This window comes from Streptomyces sp. NPDC002867 (assembly GCF_053591895.1).
On the sequence record NZ_JBSFUR010000012.1, the window covers coordinates 124,285 to 143,078 of the forward strand.

Genomic DNA, 18,794 nt, shown 5'->3' on the forward strand with positions numbered 1-18,794 from the left:
GCCCCACGGCACGGCACAATGGGCGCATGACCAGCAGTGTCCCCGCCAGTGGCCTCGACCCCGCCGTCGCCGCCCGCCTCAAGCGCAGCGCCGACGGCCTTCTCCCCGCCATCGCCCAGCAGTACGACACCGGTGAGGTGCTGATGCTCGGCTGGATGGACGACGAGGCGCTGCACCGCACCCTGACCACCGGCCGCTGCACCTACTGGTCCCGCAGCCGCCAGGAGTACTGGGTCAAGGGCGACACCTCCGGTCACGTCCAGCACGTGAAGTCCGTCGCCCTGGACTGCGACGCCGACACCGTGCTCGTCAAGGTCGACCAGGTCGGCGCCGCCTGCCACACCGGCGCCCGGACCTGCTTCGACGCCGATGTCCTGCCCCTCGGCGAGTAGGGTCTGCCGCCATGGATCTCGAGACCTTCCGCAAGCTGGCCGCCGACCGCCGTGTCATCCCCGTCAGCCGTCGCCTGCTCGCGGACGGCGACACGCCCGTCGGGCTCTACCGCAAGCTCGCCGCCGAGCGCCCCGGCACGTTCCTCCTGGAGTCCGCGGAGAACGGCCGCTCCTGGTCGCGCTACTCGTTCATCGGCGTACGCTCCGACGCCACGCTCACCGTCCGCGACGGCCGGGCTCACTGGCTCGGCGTCCCGCCCGTCGGCGTCCCCACGGACGGCGACCCGCTCACCGCCCTGCGCGAGACCGTGCAGACCCTCCATACGCCACGCGACCTCGCGTCGGGCATGCCGCCCTTCACCGGCGGCATGGTCGGCTACCTCGGCTACGACATCGTGCGCAGGCTCGAGAAGATCGGCCCCGGTGAGCGCGACGACCTGAAGCTGCCCGAGCTGACCATGCTGCTCACCTCGGACCTCGCGGTCATGGACCACTGGGACGGCAGCGTCCTGCTGATCGCCAACGCCATCAACCACAACTGCCTCGCCACCGGGGTCGACGAGGCGTACGCGGGCGCCGTCGCCCGCCTCGACGCCATGGAGGCCGACCTCGCCCGGCCGCTCGCCTCCGCGCCCGCAGCCCTGCCGCCCTCGGAGCTGCCCGAGTTCTCGGCGCTGTGGGGAGGGCGGGACTACCAGGACGCCGTCGAGGACATCAAGGAGCGCATCCGGGCCGGCGAGGCGTTCCAGGTCGTGCCCTCCCAGCGGTTCGAGACGCCGTGCGCCGCGAGCGCGCTGGACGTCTACCGGGTCCTGCGGGCCACCAACCCGTCACCGTACATGTACCTCTTCCGCTTCGAGGGGTTCGACGTCGTCGGCTCCAGTCCGGAGGCGCTGGTCAAGGTCGAGGACGGGCACGCCATGCTCCACCCGATCGCCGGCACCCGCCCGCGCGGCGCCACCCCGCAGGAGGACCACGACCTCGCGGAGGAACTGCTCGCCGACCCCAAGGAGCGCGCCGAGCACCTGATGCTCGTCGACCTCGGCCGCAACGACCTGGGCCGCGTCTGCGAGCCCGGCAGCGTCGAGGTCGTCGACTTCATGTCGATCGAGCGGTACTCCCACGTCATGCACATCGTCTCCACCGTGACCGGCAAGGTCGCCGATGGCCGTACCGCCTTCGACGTCCTCACCGCCTGCTTCCCCGCGGGCACCCTGTCGGGGGCGCCCAAGCCCCGCGCGATGCAGATCATCGACGAGCTGGAGCCCTCGCGGCGCGGGCTGTACGGCGGCGCCGTCGGCTACCTCGACTTCGCGGGCGACTCCGACACCGCCATCGCCATCAGGACCGCGCTGCTGCGCGACGGCACGGCGTACGTCCAGGCCGGAGCGGGTGTCGTCGCCGACTCCGACCCGGTCGCCGAGGACACCGAGTGCCGCAACAAGGCGGCGGCGGTGCTGCGCGCCGTCCACACCGCCAACCGGCTGAACGGCGCGGCCGGGCGGTAAGGGATAGTGGACGCGTGAGTGCCGTACCCGTACCCCAGCCCCGCGCCGCCGCGGCGGCCGCCCCGAGCGGCAGCCGCCGCAGCCTCGCCGCGGCCCTGTTCCTCGGCGCCGTCGGCGCGACCGTCGTCCTGCTCGCCGCCGGGCAGATCTGGGCCGAGGGCCACGCCTCGGTCGGCGGCGGAACCGTTGCGCTCGACGCCGACGGCGGGGACGTCACGGGCGTGCCCACCGCCCTCGCGATCGTCGGACTCGCCGCCCTCGTCGCCGTGTTCGCCGTCCGCAGCGCAGGCCGCGTCGTCGTCTCCGGGCTCCTCGCGCTCAGCGGCGCGGGCGCGGCGCTGGCGGCGCTGCTGGGCGCGTCCGACAGCGACGCGCTCGACGAGAAGGCGGCGCGGACCACGGGCGACGCCGCCGCGACGGCCGACGCGCTCACCCACACGGCCTGGCCCTATGTGACCGCGGCCGGCGGCCTGCTGATCCTGCTCGCGGGTGTCCTGGCGCTGCGGTACGGCAGGCAGTGGCCCGCCATGTCCGGCCGCTACGAGCGCGACGGCACACCGCGTCCCCGCAAGGCGGCCGCCGTGGACCCCGACCGGCCCGAGGATCTCTGGAAGGCCCTGGACCGCGGCGAGGACCCGACGCGCGAAGGGTGACCCCAGCTCACCGCGCGTGTTGTCGTACGGGACAATGACTGCGAGCGTCCGGCTCAGCACGAGCACCAGCTCACGACAGCGCATCACACACGAGGAGCAACTCATGGCGGGCAGCAGCCACGGACACACCCCGGCCGCCTGGACCGGTGTCACCATCTCCTTCATCGGCTTCTGCGTCGCAGGCGTCTTCATGGTGGCGAACAGCCCGGTCGGCTTCTGGGCCGGTTCGGCCCTCATCGCGCTCGGCGCGATCGCGGGCGGCGCCATGAAGAGGGCCGGTCTCGGCACGCCGAAGGAGCCGGACGAGGTGGTCCAGGCCCGTGACCGCGCCGCCGCGCAGGAGCGGGCGACCGCCTGACGCGGTGACGACCCGACACGAAACGGCGCAGCACGGCACGACCGGGCTGCGCCGTTCTGCTGGAACGGCGAGAATCACGAGATGACCCCGACGCCCCCGGCCCCCGGCCCCCCGCCCCGCCCGGCCCCCCAGGCGCCGACGGACGACGCGTCCGCGGCCGCCGGCGCGTCGCCGGCCTGCACCTGGCCGGACGCGCCGGGGCGCTCTGCGCCCGGGCGCGCGGTTGCCGCGGACGGGCGGATGTCAGGGCCGGATGCGTCGGGGCCCGGAGGCCGGCCGTCGGTGTCGGCACACGGCGCGCCCCCCCGTTCCGGAGCGGACGCACCGCCTGCGAGTGCCGGAGTCCTTCCGGCGCCCAGCCACGGGGCGGACGAACGCGGCGCCCTGTCGGACCCGGCATCCACGGGCGTCGGGGGTCATGCCGCGCGTGGGTACGCGACGGCGGCCGGCGCCTGGCCCGAGTGCGCCGAGGCCGGTGCGGCGCAGTGGGGACCGGGCGCCGTGCCCGCGGGCGGCCGTCCCGCGCCGCAGGGGACGGCACGGCGCGTGGCCGCGCCCCTCGCCGTCCTCACCGGCGTCGCCGCCGCCTTCGCCTACGTCGGCACCGTCGACCCCAACGAGCCCGGTCACTACCCCCTCTGCCCCCTCCTCCGCTTCACCGGCGTCTACTGCCCCGGCTGCGGCGGCCTGCGCAGCGCCCACGCCTTCATCCACGGCGATCTGGGCACCGCCCTCGGCGCCAACGCGGCCGCCGTCGTCGGCTACGCCGTCTTCGCCGTCGTGTGGGTCCTGTGGCTGGTCCGCGCCGTTCAGGGCAGGCGGCTGCGGATCGGTCTCGCCCCCGGGTGGTGGTGGGTCATGGGCGGGGCCCTGCTGATCTTCAGCGTGGTGCGGAACCTCCCGTTCGGATCGGCGCTCGCCCCATGAAGTCCCAGGTAGTGGGACAGCGGCCGACCGGATGAGGACCCCGGGCGCTCCTGCGGATACCATCGAGTTGGCTGATCCTCAACCATCACCGTCCCGGAAGGGGGCCGCTCGCGTGAGTGTGCTCGACGAGATCATCGAAGGTGTGCGCGCCGACATGGCCGAGCGGCAGGCGCGTGTCAGCCTCGAGGAGCTCAAGGAGCGCGCCGCCAAGGCTCCGGCGGCCAAGGACGGCGTGGCCGCCCTGCGTGGCGAGGGCGTCAAGGTGATCTGTGAGGTCAAGCGCTCCAGCCCCTCCAAGGGCGCGCTCGCCGCGATCGCCGACCCGGCCGGACTCGCCGCGGACTACGAGGCGGGCGGCGCGGCCGTCATCTCCGTGCTCACCGAGCAGCGCCGCTTCGGCGGATCGCTCGCCGACCTGGAGGCCGTGCGGGCCAAGGTCGACATCCCGGTGCTGCGCAAGGACTTCATCGTCACCGCGTACCAGCTGTGGGAGGCCCGCGCGTACGGCGCCGACCTGGCGCTGCTGATCGTCGCCGCGCTGGAGCAGGAGGCGCTGGTCTCCCTGATCGAGCGTGCCGAGTCCATCGGCCTCACCCCGCTGGTCGAGGTGCACGACGAGGATGAGGTCGAGCGCGCCGTGGACGCCGGGGCGAAGATCATCGGCGTCAACGCCCGTGACCTGAAGACGCTGAAGGTCGACCGCTCCACGTTCGAGCGGGTCGCACCCGAGATCCCGGCGCACATCGTCAAGATCGCCGAGTCCGGCGTGCGCGGTCCGCACGACCTGATCGCCTACGCCAACGCGGGCGCGGACGCCGTGCTCGTCGGCGAGTCCCTGGTGACCGGCCGCGACCCCAAGTCGGCCGTAGCCGACCTGGTGGCGGCGGGTGCCCACCCCGCGCTGCGGCACGGGCGGGACTGAGCCCGAGATGACCGCCGTCCGCCGCCGCCGTGCCGCCCCGGGCTCGCGTCCGGGTGCCGTCGGCGTGCCCGCGGCGACGGTGACCCCGGCGCACGGCCCGTACGCGCGCCTGGCCCGCGGCTGCCGGCCGCGGGGCTGCCGGGCGCCGGCGCGGCGGGTGCACGGGCGGCGGGTGCGGTACGTCATCGGCGACGAGCCGGGCCAGGTCAACGGGATGCGATGGCGCGGGGCGCGTCGGCGGGGTTTCCTTCCCCACCCGGCCTCTTCCCGCTGACCTGGGGCGCTGCCCCCGGTCCCCCCGCGCCTCGATCGCCGGCGGGCTGACTTTGTCAGCCCGTCCGGGGGTCCCTCCCACGGCCAGGCCGTAGGGGGAGATCGAGGACACCGCGCGAAGCGCGGTACGGGGGCAGAGCCCCCGGTTCCGGGAAGGGCGGGGTGGGGACAAGCCCGCCACAGGCGCACCGCAGCCGTATCCCACCCGACACGTCCCGGGGCCACGCGCCCCGAAACAAGGAGCAGCGTCGCCATGTCCAGCGACTACTTCATCCCCGACCCCGAGGGTCACGTCCCCAGCCCCGCCGGCTACTTCGGCGACTTCGGCGGGAAGTTCATCCCCGAGGCCCTCGTCGCCGCCGTCGACGAGGTCGCGGTCGAGTACGAGAAGGCCAAGTCCGACCCCGCCTTCGCCGCCGAGCTCGGCGAACTCATGGTCAACTACACCGGCCGCCCCAGCGCCCTGACCGAGGTGCCGCGCTTCGCCGAGCACGCCGGCGGTGCGCGCGTCTTCCTCAAGCGCGAGGACCTCAACCACACCGGCTCGCACAAGATCAACAACGTGCTCGGTCAGGCCCTGCTCACCCGTCGCATGGGCAAGACCCGCGTCATCGCCGAGACCGGCGCCGGTCAGCACGGTGTGGCCACGGCCACCGCGTGTGCGCTGTTCGGGCTCGAATGCACCATCTACATGGGCGAGATCGACACCCGGCGGCAGGCGCTCAACGTCGCCCGCATGCGGATGCTCGGCGCCGAGGTCGTCGCCGTGAAGTCCGGCAGCCGCACCCTCAAGGACGCCATCAACGAGGCGTTCCGCGACTGGGTCGCCAACGTCGACCACACCCACTACCTCTTCGGCACCGTCGCGGGCCCGCACCCCTTCCCGGCGATGGTGCGCGACTTCCACCGGGTCATCGGCGTCGAGACCCGGCGCCAGATCCTGGAGCGCGCCGGCCGCCTCCCGGACGCCGCGGTCGCCTGCGTCGGCGGCGGGTCGAACGCCATCGGCCTCTTCCACGCCTTCATCCCGGACACGGACGTCCGCCTGATCGGCTGCGAGCCCGCCGGGCACGGCATCGAGAGCGGGGAGCACGCGGCCACTCTCACCGCGGGCGAGCCCGGCATCCTGCACGGCTCGCGTTCCTACGTCCTCCAGGACGACGAGGGCCAGATCACCGAGCCGTACTCGATCTCGGCCGGGCTCGACTACCCGGGCATCGGCCCCGAGCACTCGTACCTCAAGGACACCGGCCGCGGCGAGTACCGCGCGGTCACGGACGACGCCGCCATGCAGGCGCTGCGGCTGCTGTCCCGTACCGAGGGCATCATCCCGGCCATCGAGTCGGCGCACGCGCTGGCCGGTGCCCTCGAGGTCGGCCGCGAGCTCGGCAAGGACGGACTGATCGTGGTCAACCTGTCCGGCCGCGGCGACAAGGACATGGACACCGCCGCCCGTTACTTCGGGCTGTACGACACCGACGCCCAGGTCGAGGCCGACGCCTCCGCCGACAACGGCGCCGCCGAGATCCAGGGGGACGCGAAGTGAGCGGCAACATCCGGCTTCTGAGCGACACGCTCGCGGCGGCGAGGAACGAGGACCGGGCGGCGCTCATCGCGTACCTGCCCGCCGGCTTCCCGACCGTCGAGATCGGCATCGAGGCGGTCAAGGCCGCGTTCGACGGCGGCGCCGACGTCGTCGAGGTCGGTCTGCCGCACAGCGACCCGGTCCTCGACGGGCCGGTCATCCAGACCGCCGACGACATCGCCCTGCGCGGCGGGGTCCGGATCGCCGACGTGATGCGCACGGTCCGCGAGGCCCACGCCGCCACGGGCAAGCCGGTGCTCGTGATGACGTACTGGAACCCGATCGACCGGTACGGCGTGGAGCGCTTCACCGCCGAGCTCGCCGAGGCGGGCGGTGCCGGGTGCATCCTGCCCGACCTGCCGTTCGAGGAGGCGGGCCTGTGGAGGGAGCACGCGGAGAAGCACGGCCTCGCCACCGTCTTCGTCGTCGCTCCGAGCAGCAAGGACGAGCGCCTCGCCAAGATCACGGCGGCCGGTTCCGGCTTCGTGTACGCGGCCTCCCTGATGGGCGTCACGGGCACTCGTGAGTCGGTCGGCGCCCAGGCCCAGGACCTGGTGGCACGCACCCGTGCCACCACGGACCTGCCCGTCTGCGTCGGACTCGGCGTCTCCAACCCCCAGCAGGCCGCCGAGGTCGCCTCCTTCGCCGACGGCGTGATCGTCGGCTCCGCCTTCGTCAAGCGCATGCTCGACGCGCCCGACGAGACGGCGGCCGTCGACGCCGTACGGGAACTGGCGGGTGAACTCGCCCGGGGAGTGCGCGGCAGCGCGTAGCTCGTACGGGTGGATGTGGGACCGGGGAGGCGAGCCGACGCCTCCCCGGTTCGTTTGCGGTTTGTGAGCGAGAACCAAGAACGTAAGCGGACCGCACGCGAGCGGATCCAGCAGGAACGGGCACAGGACCGGGCACGCGAGAAGCGCAGGCGGACCTTGATCGTGGCCGCGGCGGTGGTCGGAGTCCTCGGCCTGGCCGCCGTCGTCGGCCTGATCGCGGCGAACAGCGGCAAGGACGAGGACGGCCCGGCGGAGGCCGGTCCGCTCTCGGCACCGAGCGGTGCGCAGGGCGAGGAGCAGCTCGCGATCCCGGTCGGCGCGAGCGACGCGCCCTCCACCCTGACGGTGTGGGAGGACTTCCGCTGCCCGGCCTGTGCCCAGTTCGAGAACGCCCTGCGGGACACGATCCACGAGCTGGAGCAGGCCGGCGAGATCAGGATCGAGTACCACCTCGCCACCCTCATCGACGGCAACATGGGCGGCAGCGGCTCGCTGCGCGCGGCGAACGCGGCGGCCTGCGCCCAGGACGCCGGAAAGTTCACCGCCTACCACGACGTGCTGTTCATCAACCAGCCGCCGGAGCCGGACGACGCCTTCGCGGAGAACGACAGGCTCATCGAGCTCGCCGGCAAGGTCGAGGGCCTGGACACGCCCGCCTTCCGCAGCTGCGTCGAGGACGGCAAGCACGACAGCTGGGTCCGGAAGTCCGACGAGGCCTTCCAGAAGGGCGGCTTCCGGGGCACGCCGACCGTGCAGCTCAACGGGGAGTCGATCTTCCCGGCGAAGGGCAAGGAGCAGATCTCCGTGGCCAACTTCAAGAAGTGGGTCGAGGAGGCCAACAAGGGCAAGAAGCCCGGCACCCAGCGGCCCACCGGGGCGTCCCCCGGCGCGCCGGCCTCCTGACCGCGTCCGCCGGTCCGCGGCCCCCGGCGCGCGACCGGGAGGCGCGCGCTCGTTACCCATACGTTGCCGGGTGGGTTGCCGTACGTCCCACCCGGCACGGTAGCGTCGGTGCTGCCATGGACATCGCCTACATTCCCAGCCCGTCGACCGGAGTGGTGCATCTCGGACCGCTTCCGCTGCGCGGCTATGCCTTCTGCATCATCATCGGCGTCTTCGTAGCCGTCTGGTTCGGCAACAAGCGCTGGATCGCCCGGGGCGGCAAGGCCGGTACCGTCGCCGACATCGCCGTGTGGGCCGTGCCCTTCGGCCTCGTCGGCGGCCGGCTCTACCACGTGATCACCGACTACCAGCTGTACTTCAGCGAGGGTGAGAACTGGGTCGACGCCTTCAAGATCTGGGAGGGCGGCCTCGGTATCTGGGGCGCGATCGCGCTCGGCGCCGTCGGCGCCTGGATCGGCTGCCGCCGCCGGGGCATCCCGCTCCCGGCGTGGGCCGACGCCCTCGCACCCGCGGTCGCCTTCGCACAGGCCATCGGCCGCTGGGGCAACTGGTTCAACCAGGAGCTGTACGGCAGGGAGACCGACGTCCCCTGGGCCCTGAAGATCACCGAGGGGCCGAACCGCGAGGCGGGCCTCTACCACCCGACGTTCCTCTACGAGTCCCTGTGGTGCATCGGCGTCGCGCTGCTCGTGATCTGGGCCGACCGCCGCTTCAAGCTGGGCCACGGCCGGGCGTTCGCGCTCTACGTCGCCTCGTACTGCGTGGGCCGCGGCTGGATCGAGTACATGCGGGTCGACGAGGCGCACCACGTGCTGGGCCTGCGGCTCAACGTGTGGACCTCGATCGTGGTCTTCCTGCTGGCCGTCGTCTACATGGTGGTCTCGTCCCGGCTGCGCCCGGGCCGCGAGGAGATCGTGGAGCCCAGTGCGGTGGACCTGGCGAAGCCGTCGGGGGACGCCGGTCCCGAGTCCGCGGCCTCCGACCCCTCGGGCGCCGATGACTCGGAGGCGGACGGCGTCACCGACGACGCGGCGGAGGACACGCCCACGGACGCCGCCGGGGCGCCGGAGGGCGAGGACCCCGCGAGTGCGGACGCGGACGCCAGGCCGGCCGGCAAGGGCTGACGACCGACCCGTGACGAAGACCGCCGGAGGCGATGCCTCCGGCGGTCTTCGCGTTTCCCGGCGTCGGGCCCGCTGGGCCCGTCAGGGATCCCAGTCCCGTGCCGCGAGGTCCAGCGTCCGCTGCGCCGCCGCCACGACCGCCGCGTCGACGAACCGCCCGTCCGGCAGGGCCATCGCGCCCGCGTCCGACGCGGCCGCCTTCACGATCTGCTCGGCTGCCTCGATCTCCTGCGGGGTCGGCCGGTACGCGCGCTCGATGACCGGCAGCTGACGGGGATGGATGGCCGCGCGGCCCAGGAAGCCGAGGGAACGGCCGTGTGCGCACGAGGCGTGCAGCGCGTCGAGGTCGACGATGTCCGGGAACACGGACTGCGTCGGCGGCGTGAGCCCGGCCGCGCGGGCCGCGACCACCGTGCGGGTGCGCGGCCAGTCCAGGCCGGTGTCACCGCGTACGCCGAGGTCGGCGCGGAGATCGGACTCGCCGAGTGCGATGCCCCGAACCGCGTCGTGGGCCGTGGCGATGGCGTACGCGTGCTCGACGGCGAGCGCCGACTCCAGCAGCGCGTACAGGGGGACGCCCGGTGCCGCGGCCGCGATCTGCTGGATGTCAGTGGCGTATGCGACCTTGGGAACACGCAGAGCTGTCAGACCCGGCAGCCCCGCGAGGGTCTCGACGTCCAGGGGGGAGTTGATGCGGACATGGACCGGCAGGGGCAGGTGGGAGGCGAGCAGTTCGGCCGTGGCGGCGAGGGCGTAGTCCTTGCGGCCCTGGGCCACCGCGTCCTCGAGGTCGACGATGACGACGTCGGCGCCGGAGGCGATGGCCTTGTGGACGACGTCGGGGCGGTCACCGGGAGCATAGAGCCAGGTCAGGGGGAAGGTCATAGCGCTCCTTCGGTGCGGAGTGCGGTGATGTCGGCCGGGGTGAGGCCCAGTTCGGCGAGGACCTCCTCGGTGTCGGCGCCGTGCGGCCGGCCGGCCCAGCGGATGGCGCCGGGGGTGTCGGAGAGCCGGAAGAGGACGTTCTGCATACGCAGCGGGCCGAGCTCCGGGTCCGGGACCTCGGTGATCGTCCCGAGCGCCTGGTACTGGGGGTCGGAGACGATGTCGCGGATGTCGTAGACCGGGGCGATCGCCGCCTCGGCCTTCTCGAAGGCGGCCACGGCGTCGGCGCGGGTGTGCCGGGCGATCCATCCGCCGACTGCGGCGTCGAGCAGATCGGCGTGCTCGGCGCGGCCGCTGCCCGTGGTGAACCAGGGTTCGTCGACCAGCTCGGGACGGCCGACCAGGTGCATGACCCGTTCGGCGACGGACTGGGCGGAGGTGGAGACGGCGAGCCAACTGCCGTCGGCCGTGCGGTAGATGTTGCGGGGGGCGTTGTTGCGGGAGCGGTTGCCGGTGCGCGGCTGGACGTAGCCGAGCTGGTCGTACCAGAGCAGCTGTGGCCCGAGCACGGCGAGGATCGGCTCGATGATCGCCATGTCGACGACCTGGCCACGGCCGGTGGTGGTGCGGGCGGCGAGCGCGGTCATGACGGCGTAGGCGGTGGCGAGCGCGGCGACGGAGTCGGCGAGGCCGAAGGGCGGCAGGGTGGGCGGGCCGTCGGGCTCGCCCGTGGCGGCGGCGAATCCGCTCATCGCCTCCGCGAGCGTCCCGAAGCCGGGCCGGCGGGAGTACGGCCCGAACTGGCCGAAGCCCGTCACCCGTGTCAGGACGAGACGGGGGTTGGCCTCGTTCAGTTCCTCCCAGCCGAGGCCCCACTTCTCCAGGGTGCCCGGGCGGAAGTTCTCGACGACCACGTCGGCGGTCCTCGCGAGCCGCAGCAGCGTCGCCCGGCCGCCGGCGGTGGACAGGTCCAGGGTGACGTTGCGCTTGTTGCGGCCGAGGACCTTCCACCACAGCCCGACGCCGTCCTTGGCGGGACCGTGGCCACGGGACGGATCGGGGCGGGTGGGGTGCTCGACCTTGATGACCTCGGCGCCGAAGTCGCCGAGCAGCGTGGCGCACAGCGGACCGGCGAAGAGGGTGGCCAGGTCGAGGACGCGGAGGCCGGCCAGGGGAGCGGGCGGGGTGTCCGGTGTGGAGGGCGGGGTCATGAGGCTGCGTCGATCTCGGGACGGTACGGCATGGAGGTGGACGCTCCTGGGCGTTGGACGGACAGGGCGGCGGCGGTGGAGGCCCACGCCAAAGCCTCGGGGACCGGTTTGCCTTCCCCGAGGGCGACGGCGAGGGCACCGACGAAGGTGTCGCCCGCCGCGGTGGTGTCCACGGCGGTGACCTGCGGTGCGGGGACGGTGACGGGTTCGGCGTCGCGGGCGGCGTACAGGCAGCCCGCCGAGCCGAGGGTGATGACGACCTCGGGGACCTGCCGCAGCAGGGCGTCGGCGGCCCCGTGCGGGTCCGCGACTCCGGTGAGCGCGGCCGCCTCGTGTTCGTTGGGGACCAGCAGATCGGTGACGGCGAGGAGTTCGGGCGGCAGCGGCTGTACGGGAGAAGGGGTGAGCACGGTGCGTACGGCATGCCGGTGAGCGGCCTCGGCGCCGTCGAGCACGGCGCTGAGCGGAAGTTCGAGTTGCAGGAGGAGGATGCCGGCGGTGGCGATGAGGGCTTCGTCGCCGGGGGTGAGGCCGGTCACGGTGCCGTTTGCGCCGGGGATGACGACGATGGAGTTCCCGCCGTCGTCGTCGACGACGATGTGCGCGGTGCCGGAGGGGCCCTCGGCGGTGCGCAGGAGGTCGATGTCGACGCCGGACGCGTCGAGGGTGTGACGGAGCACGTCGCCGAACTCGTCGGAGCCCACGGCGCCGATCATGGTGACGTCGCCGCCCGCGCGGGCGGCGGCCACGGCCTGGTTCGCTCCCTTGCCGCCGGGGATCGTACGGAACTCCCGTCCCGTGAAGGTCTCTCCCCGCTTCGGGGCCTGCGCGACGTAGGCGACGAGGTCCATGTTGGTGCTGCCGAGCACCACGATGCCGGTCATGGGCGGAGTGCCTCCTTCAGCGTGAGACGGGCGAGGGTGTCGAATCCGGTGCCGTCGAATCCGGCGACGGACGTGGACAGCCGGTTCTTCAGCGGGGCCGTCCAGCGGTCCGGCAGCCGGTCGGGGTGACCGGCGAGCAGCCCGGTGAGCGAGCCGGCCGTCGCACCGTTCGAGTCGGTGTCGAGCCCGCCCGAGACGGCACGGCAGATGGAGCCGGTGAAGTCGCCGCCGGCGTGGGTGAGGGCTGCGGCGAGCAGAGCGGCGTTGGGCAGGGCGTGCACCCAGTGGTACGAGCCGTAGGCCGCGTGGACGAGGTCGACGGCACGGTCGAAGTCGGCTTCCGCACGGGCCGCCCGGACGCCGAACCGCACCGCGCGGGCGAGCCGGGAGCGGGGCGGGACGACGGTCAGGCCGGCGGCGATCGCCTCGTGCACGTCGGCGGTGCCGCCGGCTGCCGCGGCGATGGCGGCGGCGGTGCACATCGCGCTGTACACGCCGTTCGCGGTGTGGGTGAGGACGGCGTCGCGGTACGCCTGCTCGGCCGCGGCTGCGGGATCGCCGGGGTTGGTCCAGCCGTGCGCGTCGGCCCGGATCGCGGCGCCGATCCATTCGCGGAAGGGGTTGCGGAAGGCGGCGGTGAGCGGCGGCTCGATGCCGGAGAGGAGGTTGCGGTAGGCGACGCGTTCGGCGGTGAAGGTCCGTCCGGCGGGCAGCTCGTCCAGCCACAGGGCGCCGAGCTGCGCCGTGGTGAACGCACGGCCGTGGCGCCTGAGGAGCACCAGCGCGAGGAGGGGGTGGTTCAGGTCGTCGTCCTCGGGCATGCCGTCGATGTTCTCGGCGAGTGAGGTGGCGGCGCTGCGCCGGTTCCACGGGTGGGCGGCGGCGAGTTCGGCGGGCAGGCCCCTGGCGGTGAACCACGTGGTGAGCGGCCAGTTGCCGGTGGCGCGGCCGATGTCGCGGATGGCGTGGAGGGGCAGCTTCTCGACGGGCTTTCCCAGCAGGCATCCGACGGCCCGGCCGAGCCAGGCGGCGTGCAGGGCGTGCTCGTTCACGGCCGGGCGCGCTGCCCCGGCGGACGGACGCCCGTCGGCGTCGCGGGCCGGAGGGCCCGCCGGACGGGGTGCGGTGTCTGCCGGATGGGGTGCGGGCCAGTCCGGGCAGGCCGCGACGATCGACGGCCAGTCCGTCGGCTCGTCGTCCGCCAACGGCGAGGGAAGTATGGCCAGTTCGTCGAGCAGCGCTTCCGCGAGCGTCCTCAGTTCCGGGCGCGGGATCGGGGAGGCGCCCGCGCGGGGCGGGGCGAGCATGCCGCCGGCGGCCAGCCAGCGGGCGCGGACGGCCGTCGCGTCGCGGCCGTCCTGTTCCGCCTGCCGCAGCTCGTGCCCGACGAGGTCCTCGGGCTGCACCCAGGACAGACGCAGCAGACCGGTCATCGCGCGTCCGTCAGCTCGGCGAACGCCGCCTCGTGGGCACGACGGCGGGCCAGGTCCCGGAGGTGGATCTCGCGGGCCACGGCCGTCAGCTCCACGGCGGGCGCGTGCAGGTCCACGCGGCTGGCCTCGGCGACCCGCTCCGCCCACTCCCGCGGCACCGCCGCCTCGCCGTGCAGCGCGCCCGCGATCGCGCCCGCCATCGTCGCGATGGAGTCGCAGTCCCGGCCGTAGTTGACGCAGGACAGGACCGTACGGCGGAAGTCGCCGTCGCAGACCAGCAGCATGCCGAGGGCGATCGGCAGCTCCTCGACCGCGTGCAGACGGGACGGCCTGCGGGCCCCCAGGGAGGGGGAGCGGTAGTCGGGGCCGACGGTGTCGAACGGTGCCACCGCGGCCCGCAGGGGGCCGAGCGCCGACTCGAAGTCCGAGTGCCCGGCGGCGGTTTCGGCGACGGCCTCGATGGCGGCCTGGGTGCCGTCCTTGGCGAGGGCGAGCGCCGCGTCGACCACGGTGGCGGGGGTCGCCTCCGGCAGGCAGGCCGCGGCGACCGCCGCCGCGAAGACGCCCGCCGCCTCGCGGCCGTACGAGGACTGGTGCGCGCCGGCGATGTCGAGGGCCTCGTGGTAAGCCGCCGTCGGATCGGCCGCGTTGACGAGGCCGACGGGGGCCATGTACATCGCGGCACCGCAGTTGACGATGTTGCCGACGCCCGCCTCGCGCGGGTCGTTGTGCCCGTAGTGCAGGCGGTGGACGATCCACTTCTCGGCGAGGAAGACCCGGTGCAGGGGGAGGGTCTCGGCTTCGAGTTCGGGAATCCAGCGGGTGTTGGAGATCAGGTCCGGGACGAGGTGGTCGGCGACGGCGTAGGCGTCCAGGTGGTCGCGGACGGTGGCGTAGACGCGCACCAGGGCGTGGGTCATCAACGTGTCGTCGGTGATGTGGCCGTTGCCCTTGTGGTATGGGGCGAGAGGGCGAGCGGTGCGCCACTCGTCGCCGTTCCAGGGCCCGACGATGCCCTCGATGCGGCCGCCGTGCCGTTCGACGATCTGCTCGGGGCTGTAACCCTCGACGGGGCCGCCGAGCGCGTCGCCGACGGCGGCGCCGACGAGGCTGCCCGCGAACCGGTCGTCGAGTGAGGGGGGCGGGGGAGTCGTCCGCTCTGCCGGGGTCGCGCTCGTCCCGCTCGTCGGGGTCGCCGTGTTCGCCGTCGCTGTCGTCATGCCCGGATTGTCCCCCTGGTGCGACGGTTGGCGGAGCACCGCGCGCCCGGATTCGGCCGTGGCCCCTCGGCTGCCCTACAGCGCGTCGTCGAGCAGACCGGCGAGTTCGACGAGGTCGGTGCCGGCGAGGTGGGGCAGGGCGCAGCCCGCCAGGGTGCGGCAGGTGTCGCGCCACGTGCCGGGTACGCAGTCGCCACCGCCGAGCACGCCGGTCAGCGCGCCGGCCAGCGCGGGGGCGGAGTCGGCCACGCGGGAGAGGCAGGCCGCGGCGGGCACGGCCTCGGCGACCCGGCCGCGGGCGGCGGTGGTGACGGCGAGCGCGACGGGGACGGTCTCGGCCGCGGCGATGCCGTAGCTGTAGACGTGGTCGACGATCTGATGCTCCAACAGGGGCACGAGCTCGAACGCGCCGCCGGCCTCGCGGGCGAGTTCGACCGCGTGGCGCGCGTTGCGGCCGATCTCGGTGGACTCCGGGAGCTGGGCGAGGGCGGCCCCGACCGTGGCGTCGACGGACGCGCCGCCGAGCGCCGCGGCGACGGCGGCGGCCATGGCGCGGGCGCCGTGCACGCCGTCGCCGTCCTGGGTGTAGCGGGCGTCGAACTCGGCGAGTTCGGCGGCCGCGGCGGGGTCGCCGGGGTGCACGACGGCGAGTACGGCGGCCCGTACGCAGGCAGCGTCGTCGAAGTAGTGCGGGTTGTCGTGACCGGTGGCGGGCGGGCGCAGTCCGGTCGCGAGGTTGCCCAGCCCGGCGCGTACGGAGATGCGGGCGCGCAGGGGGAGTACGGCGGACTCGACCTCGGCGGCGCGGTCGGCGGCCGCGGCGACCTGGCTGGCGAGGGAGTTCCAGGCCAGGTCCACGGCGGCGCGCAGGCGGCGGCCGGGGGCGAGCCCGCGGAAGTGGTCCCCACAGGAGGTGAGCACGGTCCCGGCGGCGAAGGCGGCCCATTCGGCGTCGTCGGAGGGGCCGAGCCGCAGGGGCTCGGGGGGCTGGTTGAGGGCGATGGGGACGGGGAGGGTGGTGGTGGCGTTGTGCTCGGCGAAGGTGTCGAGCTCGCGGGTGAGCCGGCGGGTCCACTCGGGCATGCGGCCGGCGCGGTGCCGGGCGGCGGGCCAGCCGGCGGCGTCACCGGCGGCGAGCCCGAGGAGCAGCCCTTCGACGGGGCGCGGGGAGGTGCGGGTGGCGGGCGGCGTCGCGTGGCCTTCCCCCACCCCGCCCCTTCCCGAAACCGGGGTCGGGCCCCCGGGCCCCCGTTGCCTCCCCGCCATGCCCGCACCGAGCCGGCCCGCGGGCCCCGGGGAGTACGCCGCGTGCGCTGCCGGCAGCGGGTCTTCGGGTGCGTGCGTGTCGAGGGGGCCGCCGGGCCCACGGGGGGCGTGGGCGGTGTGCGCCGCCGACGGTGCGTCCGCGCCGACCCGGCCTCGGGGCCCCGGGCGCCTGGCGTGTTTCGCCGACGGCGTGCCTTCGGACGCCTCCGCGCGCCGGCCCCCGCGCGCCGGGGGCTTCGCGCCCGCCGCTGGCGCCGCGTCCGCAACGAGACGGCCTGCGGCCTCTTGTGGCTCGCGCGGGGCGTCTGCCGCTGGTGCCGCGTCCGTGACGGGATGGTTCCCGGGGCCCCGGGGGTTCCGCGCCGGCGGCCCGTCCTCGCCCGGACCGTCCCCGGGAGCCCGGGCCCGTTGCGCGCCGCGGGGGCTGTCGGACCGGGGCGTCATCGGGCCGGGGGCGGGGTCAGGAGCGTCGCCACGTCCAGGACGTGGTGGCCGCGCATGGACGGGAGGCAGGTGCCGCGGACCGGGCCGATCGCCGACGACCATGTGTCCGGGATCGCCCCCGCCCCGGACACCGCTCCCGCCAGCGCGCCCGCCACCGCCGCCGTCGTGTCCGCGTCGCGGCCCATGTTCACCGCCGTGAGCACCGAGCGGCGGAAGTCCCCGCGCGCCGCCGTGAACGCGCCGAAGGCCAGGCCCACCGCCTCGGGGGCCAGGTCGGTCCAGGGGTAGCCGCCGATCACCACCGTCGAGCGGATCGCCCGTTCCATGGACAGCACGTCCGGGTAGGCGCGGCCCGCCGCCACGACCGCGCGGCGCATCGAGCGGGCCGTCCACGAGTCCATGGGGACCACCGACAGCGCCGCCCCGATCACGCCGGCCGGGCCCGCCCCGCCCATCGCCGCCGCGACCCCGGCCGCGACCGCCCGGCCTCCGTAGATGCCCTCGCCGTCGTGGCTGACACTGCCGTCGATCGTCACGAGCCGGGCCGCCTCCTCGGGCTGCCCGGCCGCGAAGACGCCGAACGGCGCCGCCCGCATCGCCAGGCCGTCGCTCCACGCGTGCCGGTGCTGCGCCGAGATCGGGGCGGCGAGGCCGCGGCGCAGGTTCTCCAGCGTGCCCCGCTCGCTGAAGCCGGCCCCGCGGAAGGGGCCCTCGTCCAGGTCCGCGATCCACTCGTGCCAGGCCGACTCGACGTGCGCGACGGTCAGCTCCGAGCCGTGCCGGGCGAGCAGCAGGCCCGAGAAGATCGCGTACTCGGTGTCGTCCGTGCCCGCGGGGTCGTCGCTGACGAAGCCCTCGATCCGGCCCCAGCGGCGGCGGATCTCGGAGGGCCGCAGGTTCTCGGCGGGCGCGCCGAGCGCGTCGCCGACCGCGAGGCCGAGCAGCGCGCCGCGCGCGCGGTCGTGCAGGTCCGCGGCGGGAGGCGCGGCGGCGGCCGCCTCGCCCGTGACCACCGGGGCGGCCGTATACGACTCGGTCAGCAACTCCATGGAAGGGGCCCTTTCGCGCGCGCGAGCCTGTTCCCGGATGTCTGCCACGCCCCGCCCGCGAAACAGCCAGAGAAACGTTTCTGTCACCCGGCTTGCCGCATCCTCCCGGTCCGGGTAAGTAAAGCCTGCCTTGCTGGCGCGCCCCTTACATCCTGCGTATTTTCGTGGGTGTTGAGGGGGCGCGGGCCCGTCGGGTCCGCTGCCGGAGAGGGGAGAGCTGTGTCCATCATCGAAACCGAGGCCACGCTTCACGAGGCGCACCGCGACAACCACACGCACCGTGACGTGAACGGCGGCTGGCTGCGCCCGGCGGTGTTCGGCGCGATGGACGGGCTCGTGTCCAACCTCGCCCTGATGACCGGCGTCGCGGGCGGAGCGGTCTCGCAGCAGACCATCGTCATCACGGGACTGGCCGGACTCGCGGCGGGAGCGTTCTCGATGGCCGCGGGCGAGTACACCTCCGTCGCCTCGCAGAGGGAGCTGGTCCAGGCCGAACTCGATGTCGAGCGGCGGGAGTTGCACAAGCACCCGGTCGACGAGATGGAGGAGCTCGCCGCGCTCTACGTCGCCCGCGGCGTCGAGCCCGCGCTCGCCCGCGAGGTGGCGATGCAGCTCTCCCGGGACCCCGACCAGGCGCTGGAGATACACGCCCGCGAGGAGCTGGGCATCGACCCCGACGACCTACCCTCGCCCACCGTCGCCGCCGTCTCGTCCTTCGGGTCGTTCGCGCTCGGTGCGCTGCTGCCGGTCCTGCCGTATCTGCTCGGTGCGAGCGCCCTGTGGCCGGCCGTGCTGGTCGCCCTCGTCGGGCTCTTCGCCTGCGGCGCGCTGGTCGCCCGGGTCACCGCCCGCAGCTGGTGGTACAGCGGGCTGCGCCAGCTCGCGCTGGGCGGGGCCGCGGCGGCCGTCACGTACGGTCTGGGCATGCTCATCGGCGGCGCGGTCTGACCCCGACCATGCGGAATCATCCGCACCGGCCCAAGT

19 protein-coding genes are annotated in these 18,794 nt (G+C 74.2%); 12 read left to right on the top strand and 7 right to left on the bottom strand.

What is annotated here, in order from left to right:
- Positions 1-26 precede the first annotated feature (26 nt).
- The 11 genes from hisI (at position 27) to lgt (ending at position 9,418) form a co-directional block, all read left to right on the top strand.
- Positions 27-392 (top strand): phosphoribosyl-AMP cyclohydrolase, encoded by a 366-nt coding sequence (hisI, locus tag ACWD0A_RS14820; RefSeq protein ID WP_177148756.1) that lies wholly within the window; start codon positions 27-29, stop codon positions 390-392.
- A gap of 11 nt (positions 393-403) precedes the next feature.
- Complete coding sequence (locus tag ACWD0A_RS14825; protein WP_451298052.1) at positions 404-1,900, top strand: anthranilate synthase component I; 1,497 nt, start codon at positions 404-406, stop codon at positions 1,898-1,900.
- 14 nt (positions 1,901-1,914) lie between these two features.
- Positions 1,915-2,553, top strand: coding sequence for a TIGR02234 family membrane protein (locus ACWD0A_RS14830; protein WP_451298054.1), 639 nt, complete (start codon positions 1,915-1,917; stop codon positions 2,551-2,553).
- Between the two features lie 103 nt (positions 2,554-2,656).
- Positions 2,657-2,911, top strand: a complete 255-nt coding sequence (locus ACWD0A_RS14835; RefSeq protein WP_451298056.1) for an HGxxPAAW family protein — start codon at positions 2,657-2,659, stop codon at positions 2,909-2,911.
- A gap of 546 nt (positions 2,912-3,457) precedes the next feature.
- Positions 3,458-3,838, top strand: coding sequence for a DUF2752 domain-containing protein (locus ACWD0A_RS14840; protein WP_451298058.1), 381 nt, complete (start codon positions 3,458-3,460; stop codon positions 3,836-3,838).
- 112 nt (positions 3,839-3,950) lie between these two features.
- Complete coding sequence (gene trpC / locus ACWD0A_RS14845; protein ID WP_177148760.1) at positions 3,951-4,760, top strand: indole-3-glycerol phosphate synthase TrpC; 810 nt, start codon at positions 3,951-3,953, stop codon at positions 4,758-4,760.
- A 7-nt stretch (positions 4,761-4,767) separates the two neighbouring features.
- The gene (trpM, locus tag ACWD0A_RS14850; protein WP_451298060.1) at positions 4,768-5,034 is read left to right on the top strand and encodes a tryptophan biosynthesis modulator TrpM; all 267 of its coding nucleotides are present in this window, start codon (positions 4,768-4,770) and stop codon (positions 5,032-5,034) included.
- Positions 5,035-5,286: 252 nt separating this feature from the next.
- On the top strand, positions 5,287-6,579 hold the full coding sequence (gene trpB, locus ACWD0A_RS14855; protein ID WP_177148761.1) for a tryptophan synthase subunit beta: 1,293 nt from the start codon (positions 5,287-5,289) through the stop codon (positions 6,577-6,579).
- The gene (trpA, locus tag ACWD0A_RS14860; RefSeq protein ID WP_451298062.1) at positions 6,576-7,391 is read left to right on the top strand and encodes a tryptophan synthase subunit alpha; all 816 of its coding nucleotides are present in this window, start codon (positions 6,576-6,578) and stop codon (positions 7,389-7,391) included. The genes trpB and trpA overlap by 4 nt, the downstream gene beginning before the upstream one ends.
- A gap of 63 nt (positions 7,392-7,454) precedes the next feature.
- Positions 7,455-8,294 carry a DsbA family protein gene (locus ACWD0A_RS14865; RefSeq protein WP_451298064.1) on the top strand — a complete coding sequence of 280 codons (840 nt, stop codon included), beginning with the start codon at positions 7,455-7,457 and terminating at the stop codon, positions 8,292-8,294.
- Between the two features lie 116 nt (positions 8,295-8,410).
- Complete coding sequence (lgt, locus tag ACWD0A_RS14870; protein WP_451298066.1) at positions 8,411-9,418, top strand: prolipoprotein diacylglyceryl transferase; 1,008 nt, start codon at positions 8,411-8,413, stop codon at positions 9,416-9,418.
- An 81-nt stretch (positions 9,419-9,499) separates the two neighbouring features.
- Here lgt and ACWD0A_RS14875 read toward each other — a convergent pair whose 3' ends face one another.
- From ACWD0A_RS14875 to ACWD0A_RS14905, 7 genes are all read right to left on the bottom strand, one after another.
- On the bottom strand, positions 9,500-10,303 hold the full coding sequence (locus ACWD0A_RS14875; protein WP_451298068.1) for an HpcH/HpaI aldolase/citrate lyase family protein: 804 nt from the start codon (positions 10,301-10,303) through the stop codon (positions 9,500-9,502).
- A complete protein-coding gene (locus ACWD0A_RS14880; RefSeq protein ID WP_451298070.1) occupies positions 10,300-11,514 on the bottom strand; it encodes a CaiB/BaiF CoA transferase family protein in 1,215 nt (404 codons plus the stop codon). The genes ACWD0A_RS14875 and ACWD0A_RS14880 overlap by 4 nt, the downstream gene beginning before the upstream one ends.
- The gene (rbsK, locus tag ACWD0A_RS14885; protein ID WP_451298072.1) at positions 11,511-12,398 is read right to left on the bottom strand and encodes a ribokinase; all 888 of its coding nucleotides are present in this window, start codon (positions 12,396-12,398) and stop codon (positions 11,511-11,513) included. Before rbsK ends, ACWD0A_RS14880 begins: the two co-directional genes overlap by 4 nt.
- Positions 12,395-13,831: an ADP-ribosylglycohydrolase family protein gene (locus tag ACWD0A_RS14890; RefSeq protein ID WP_451298074.1), complete on the bottom strand. Its 1,437-nt coding sequence runs from the start codon at positions 13,829-13,831 to the stop codon at positions 12,395-12,397. Before ACWD0A_RS14890 ends, rbsK begins: the two co-directional genes overlap by 4 nt.
- On the bottom strand, positions 13,828-15,051 hold the full coding sequence (locus ACWD0A_RS14895) for an ADP-ribosylglycohydrolase family protein (protein ID WP_451298076.1): 1,224 nt from the start codon (positions 15,049-15,051) through the stop codon (positions 13,828-13,830). Before ACWD0A_RS14895 ends, ACWD0A_RS14890 begins: the two co-directional genes overlap by 4 nt.
- A gap of 75 nt (positions 15,052-15,126) precedes the next feature.
- Entirely contained in the window at positions 15,127-16,317 is a 1,191-nt protein-coding gene (locus tag ACWD0A_RS14900) for an ADP-ribosylglycohydrolase family protein (RefSeq protein ID WP_451298078.1), read from the bottom strand.
- Between the two features lie 440 nt (positions 16,318-16,757).
- Positions 16,758-17,810 carry an ADP-ribosylglycohydrolase family protein gene (locus ACWD0A_RS14905; RefSeq protein WP_451298080.1) on the bottom strand — a complete coding sequence of 351 codons (1,053 nt, stop codon included), beginning with the start codon at positions 17,808-17,810 and terminating at the stop codon, positions 16,758-16,760.
- Positions 17,811-18,029: 219 nt separating this feature from the next.
- Between ACWD0A_RS14905 and ACWD0A_RS14910 the strand changes: the two genes are divergently transcribed.
- Positions 18,030-18,758 (top strand): VIT1/CCC1 transporter family protein, encoded by a 729-nt coding sequence (locus tag ACWD0A_RS14910; protein WP_451298082.1) that lies wholly within the window; start codon positions 18,030-18,032, stop codon positions 18,756-18,758.
- Positions 18,759-18,794 lie beyond the last annotated feature (36 nt).

Excerpts from the sequence above, each read along its gene's own strand:
- hisI (WP_177148756.1), top strand. The coding sequence starts at position 27 with ATGACCAGCAGTGTCCCCGCCAGTGGCCTCGACCCCGCCGTCGCCGCC.
- ACWD0A_RS14825 (WP_451298052.1), top strand. The coding sequence starts at position 404 with ATGGATCTCGAGACCTTCCGCAAGCTGGCCGCCGACCGCCGTGTCATC.
- ACWD0A_RS14835 (WP_451298056.1), top strand. The coding sequence starts at position 2,657 with ATGGCGGGCAGCAGCCACGGACACACCCCGGCCGCCTGGACCGGTGTC.
- trpM (WP_451298060.1), top strand. The coding sequence starts at position 4,768 with ATGACCGCCGTCCGCCGCCGCCGTGCCGCCCCGGGCTCGCGTCCGGGT.
- trpB (WP_177148761.1), top strand. The coding sequence starts at position 5,287 with ATGTCCAGCGACTACTTCATCCCCGACCCCGAGGGTCACGTCCCCAGC.
- lgt (WP_451298066.1), top strand. The coding sequence starts at position 8,411 with ATGGACATCGCCTACATTCCCAGCCCGTCGACCGGAGTGGTGCATCTC.
- ACWD0A_RS14875 (WP_451298068.1), bottom strand. The coding sequence starts at position 10,303 with ATGACCTTCCCCCTGACCTGGCTCTATGCTCCCGGTGACCGCCCCGAC.
- ACWD0A_RS14880 (WP_451298070.1), bottom strand. The coding sequence starts at position 11,514 with ATGACCCCGCCCTCCACACCGGACACCCCGCCCGCTCCCCTGGCCGGC.
- rbsK (WP_451298072.1), bottom strand. The coding sequence starts at position 12,398 with ATGACCGGCATCGTGGTGCTCGGCAGCACCAACATGGACCTCGTCGCC.
- ACWD0A_RS14890 (WP_451298074.1), bottom strand. The coding sequence starts at position 13,831 with ATGACCGGTCTGCTGCGTCTGTCCTGGGTGCAGCCCGAGGACCTCGTC.
- ACWD0A_RS14895 (WP_451298076.1), bottom strand. The coding sequence starts at position 15,051 with ATGACGACAGCGACGGCGAACACGGCGACCCCGACGAGCGGGACGAGC.
- ACWD0A_RS14900 (WP_451298078.1), bottom strand. The coding sequence starts at position 16,317 with ATGGCGGGGAGGCAACGGGGGCCCGGGGGCCCGACCCCGGTTTCGGGA.
- ACWD0A_RS14905 (WP_451298080.1), bottom strand. The coding sequence starts at position 17,810 with ATGGAGTTGCTGACCGAGTCGTATACGGCCGCCCCGGTGGTCACGGGC.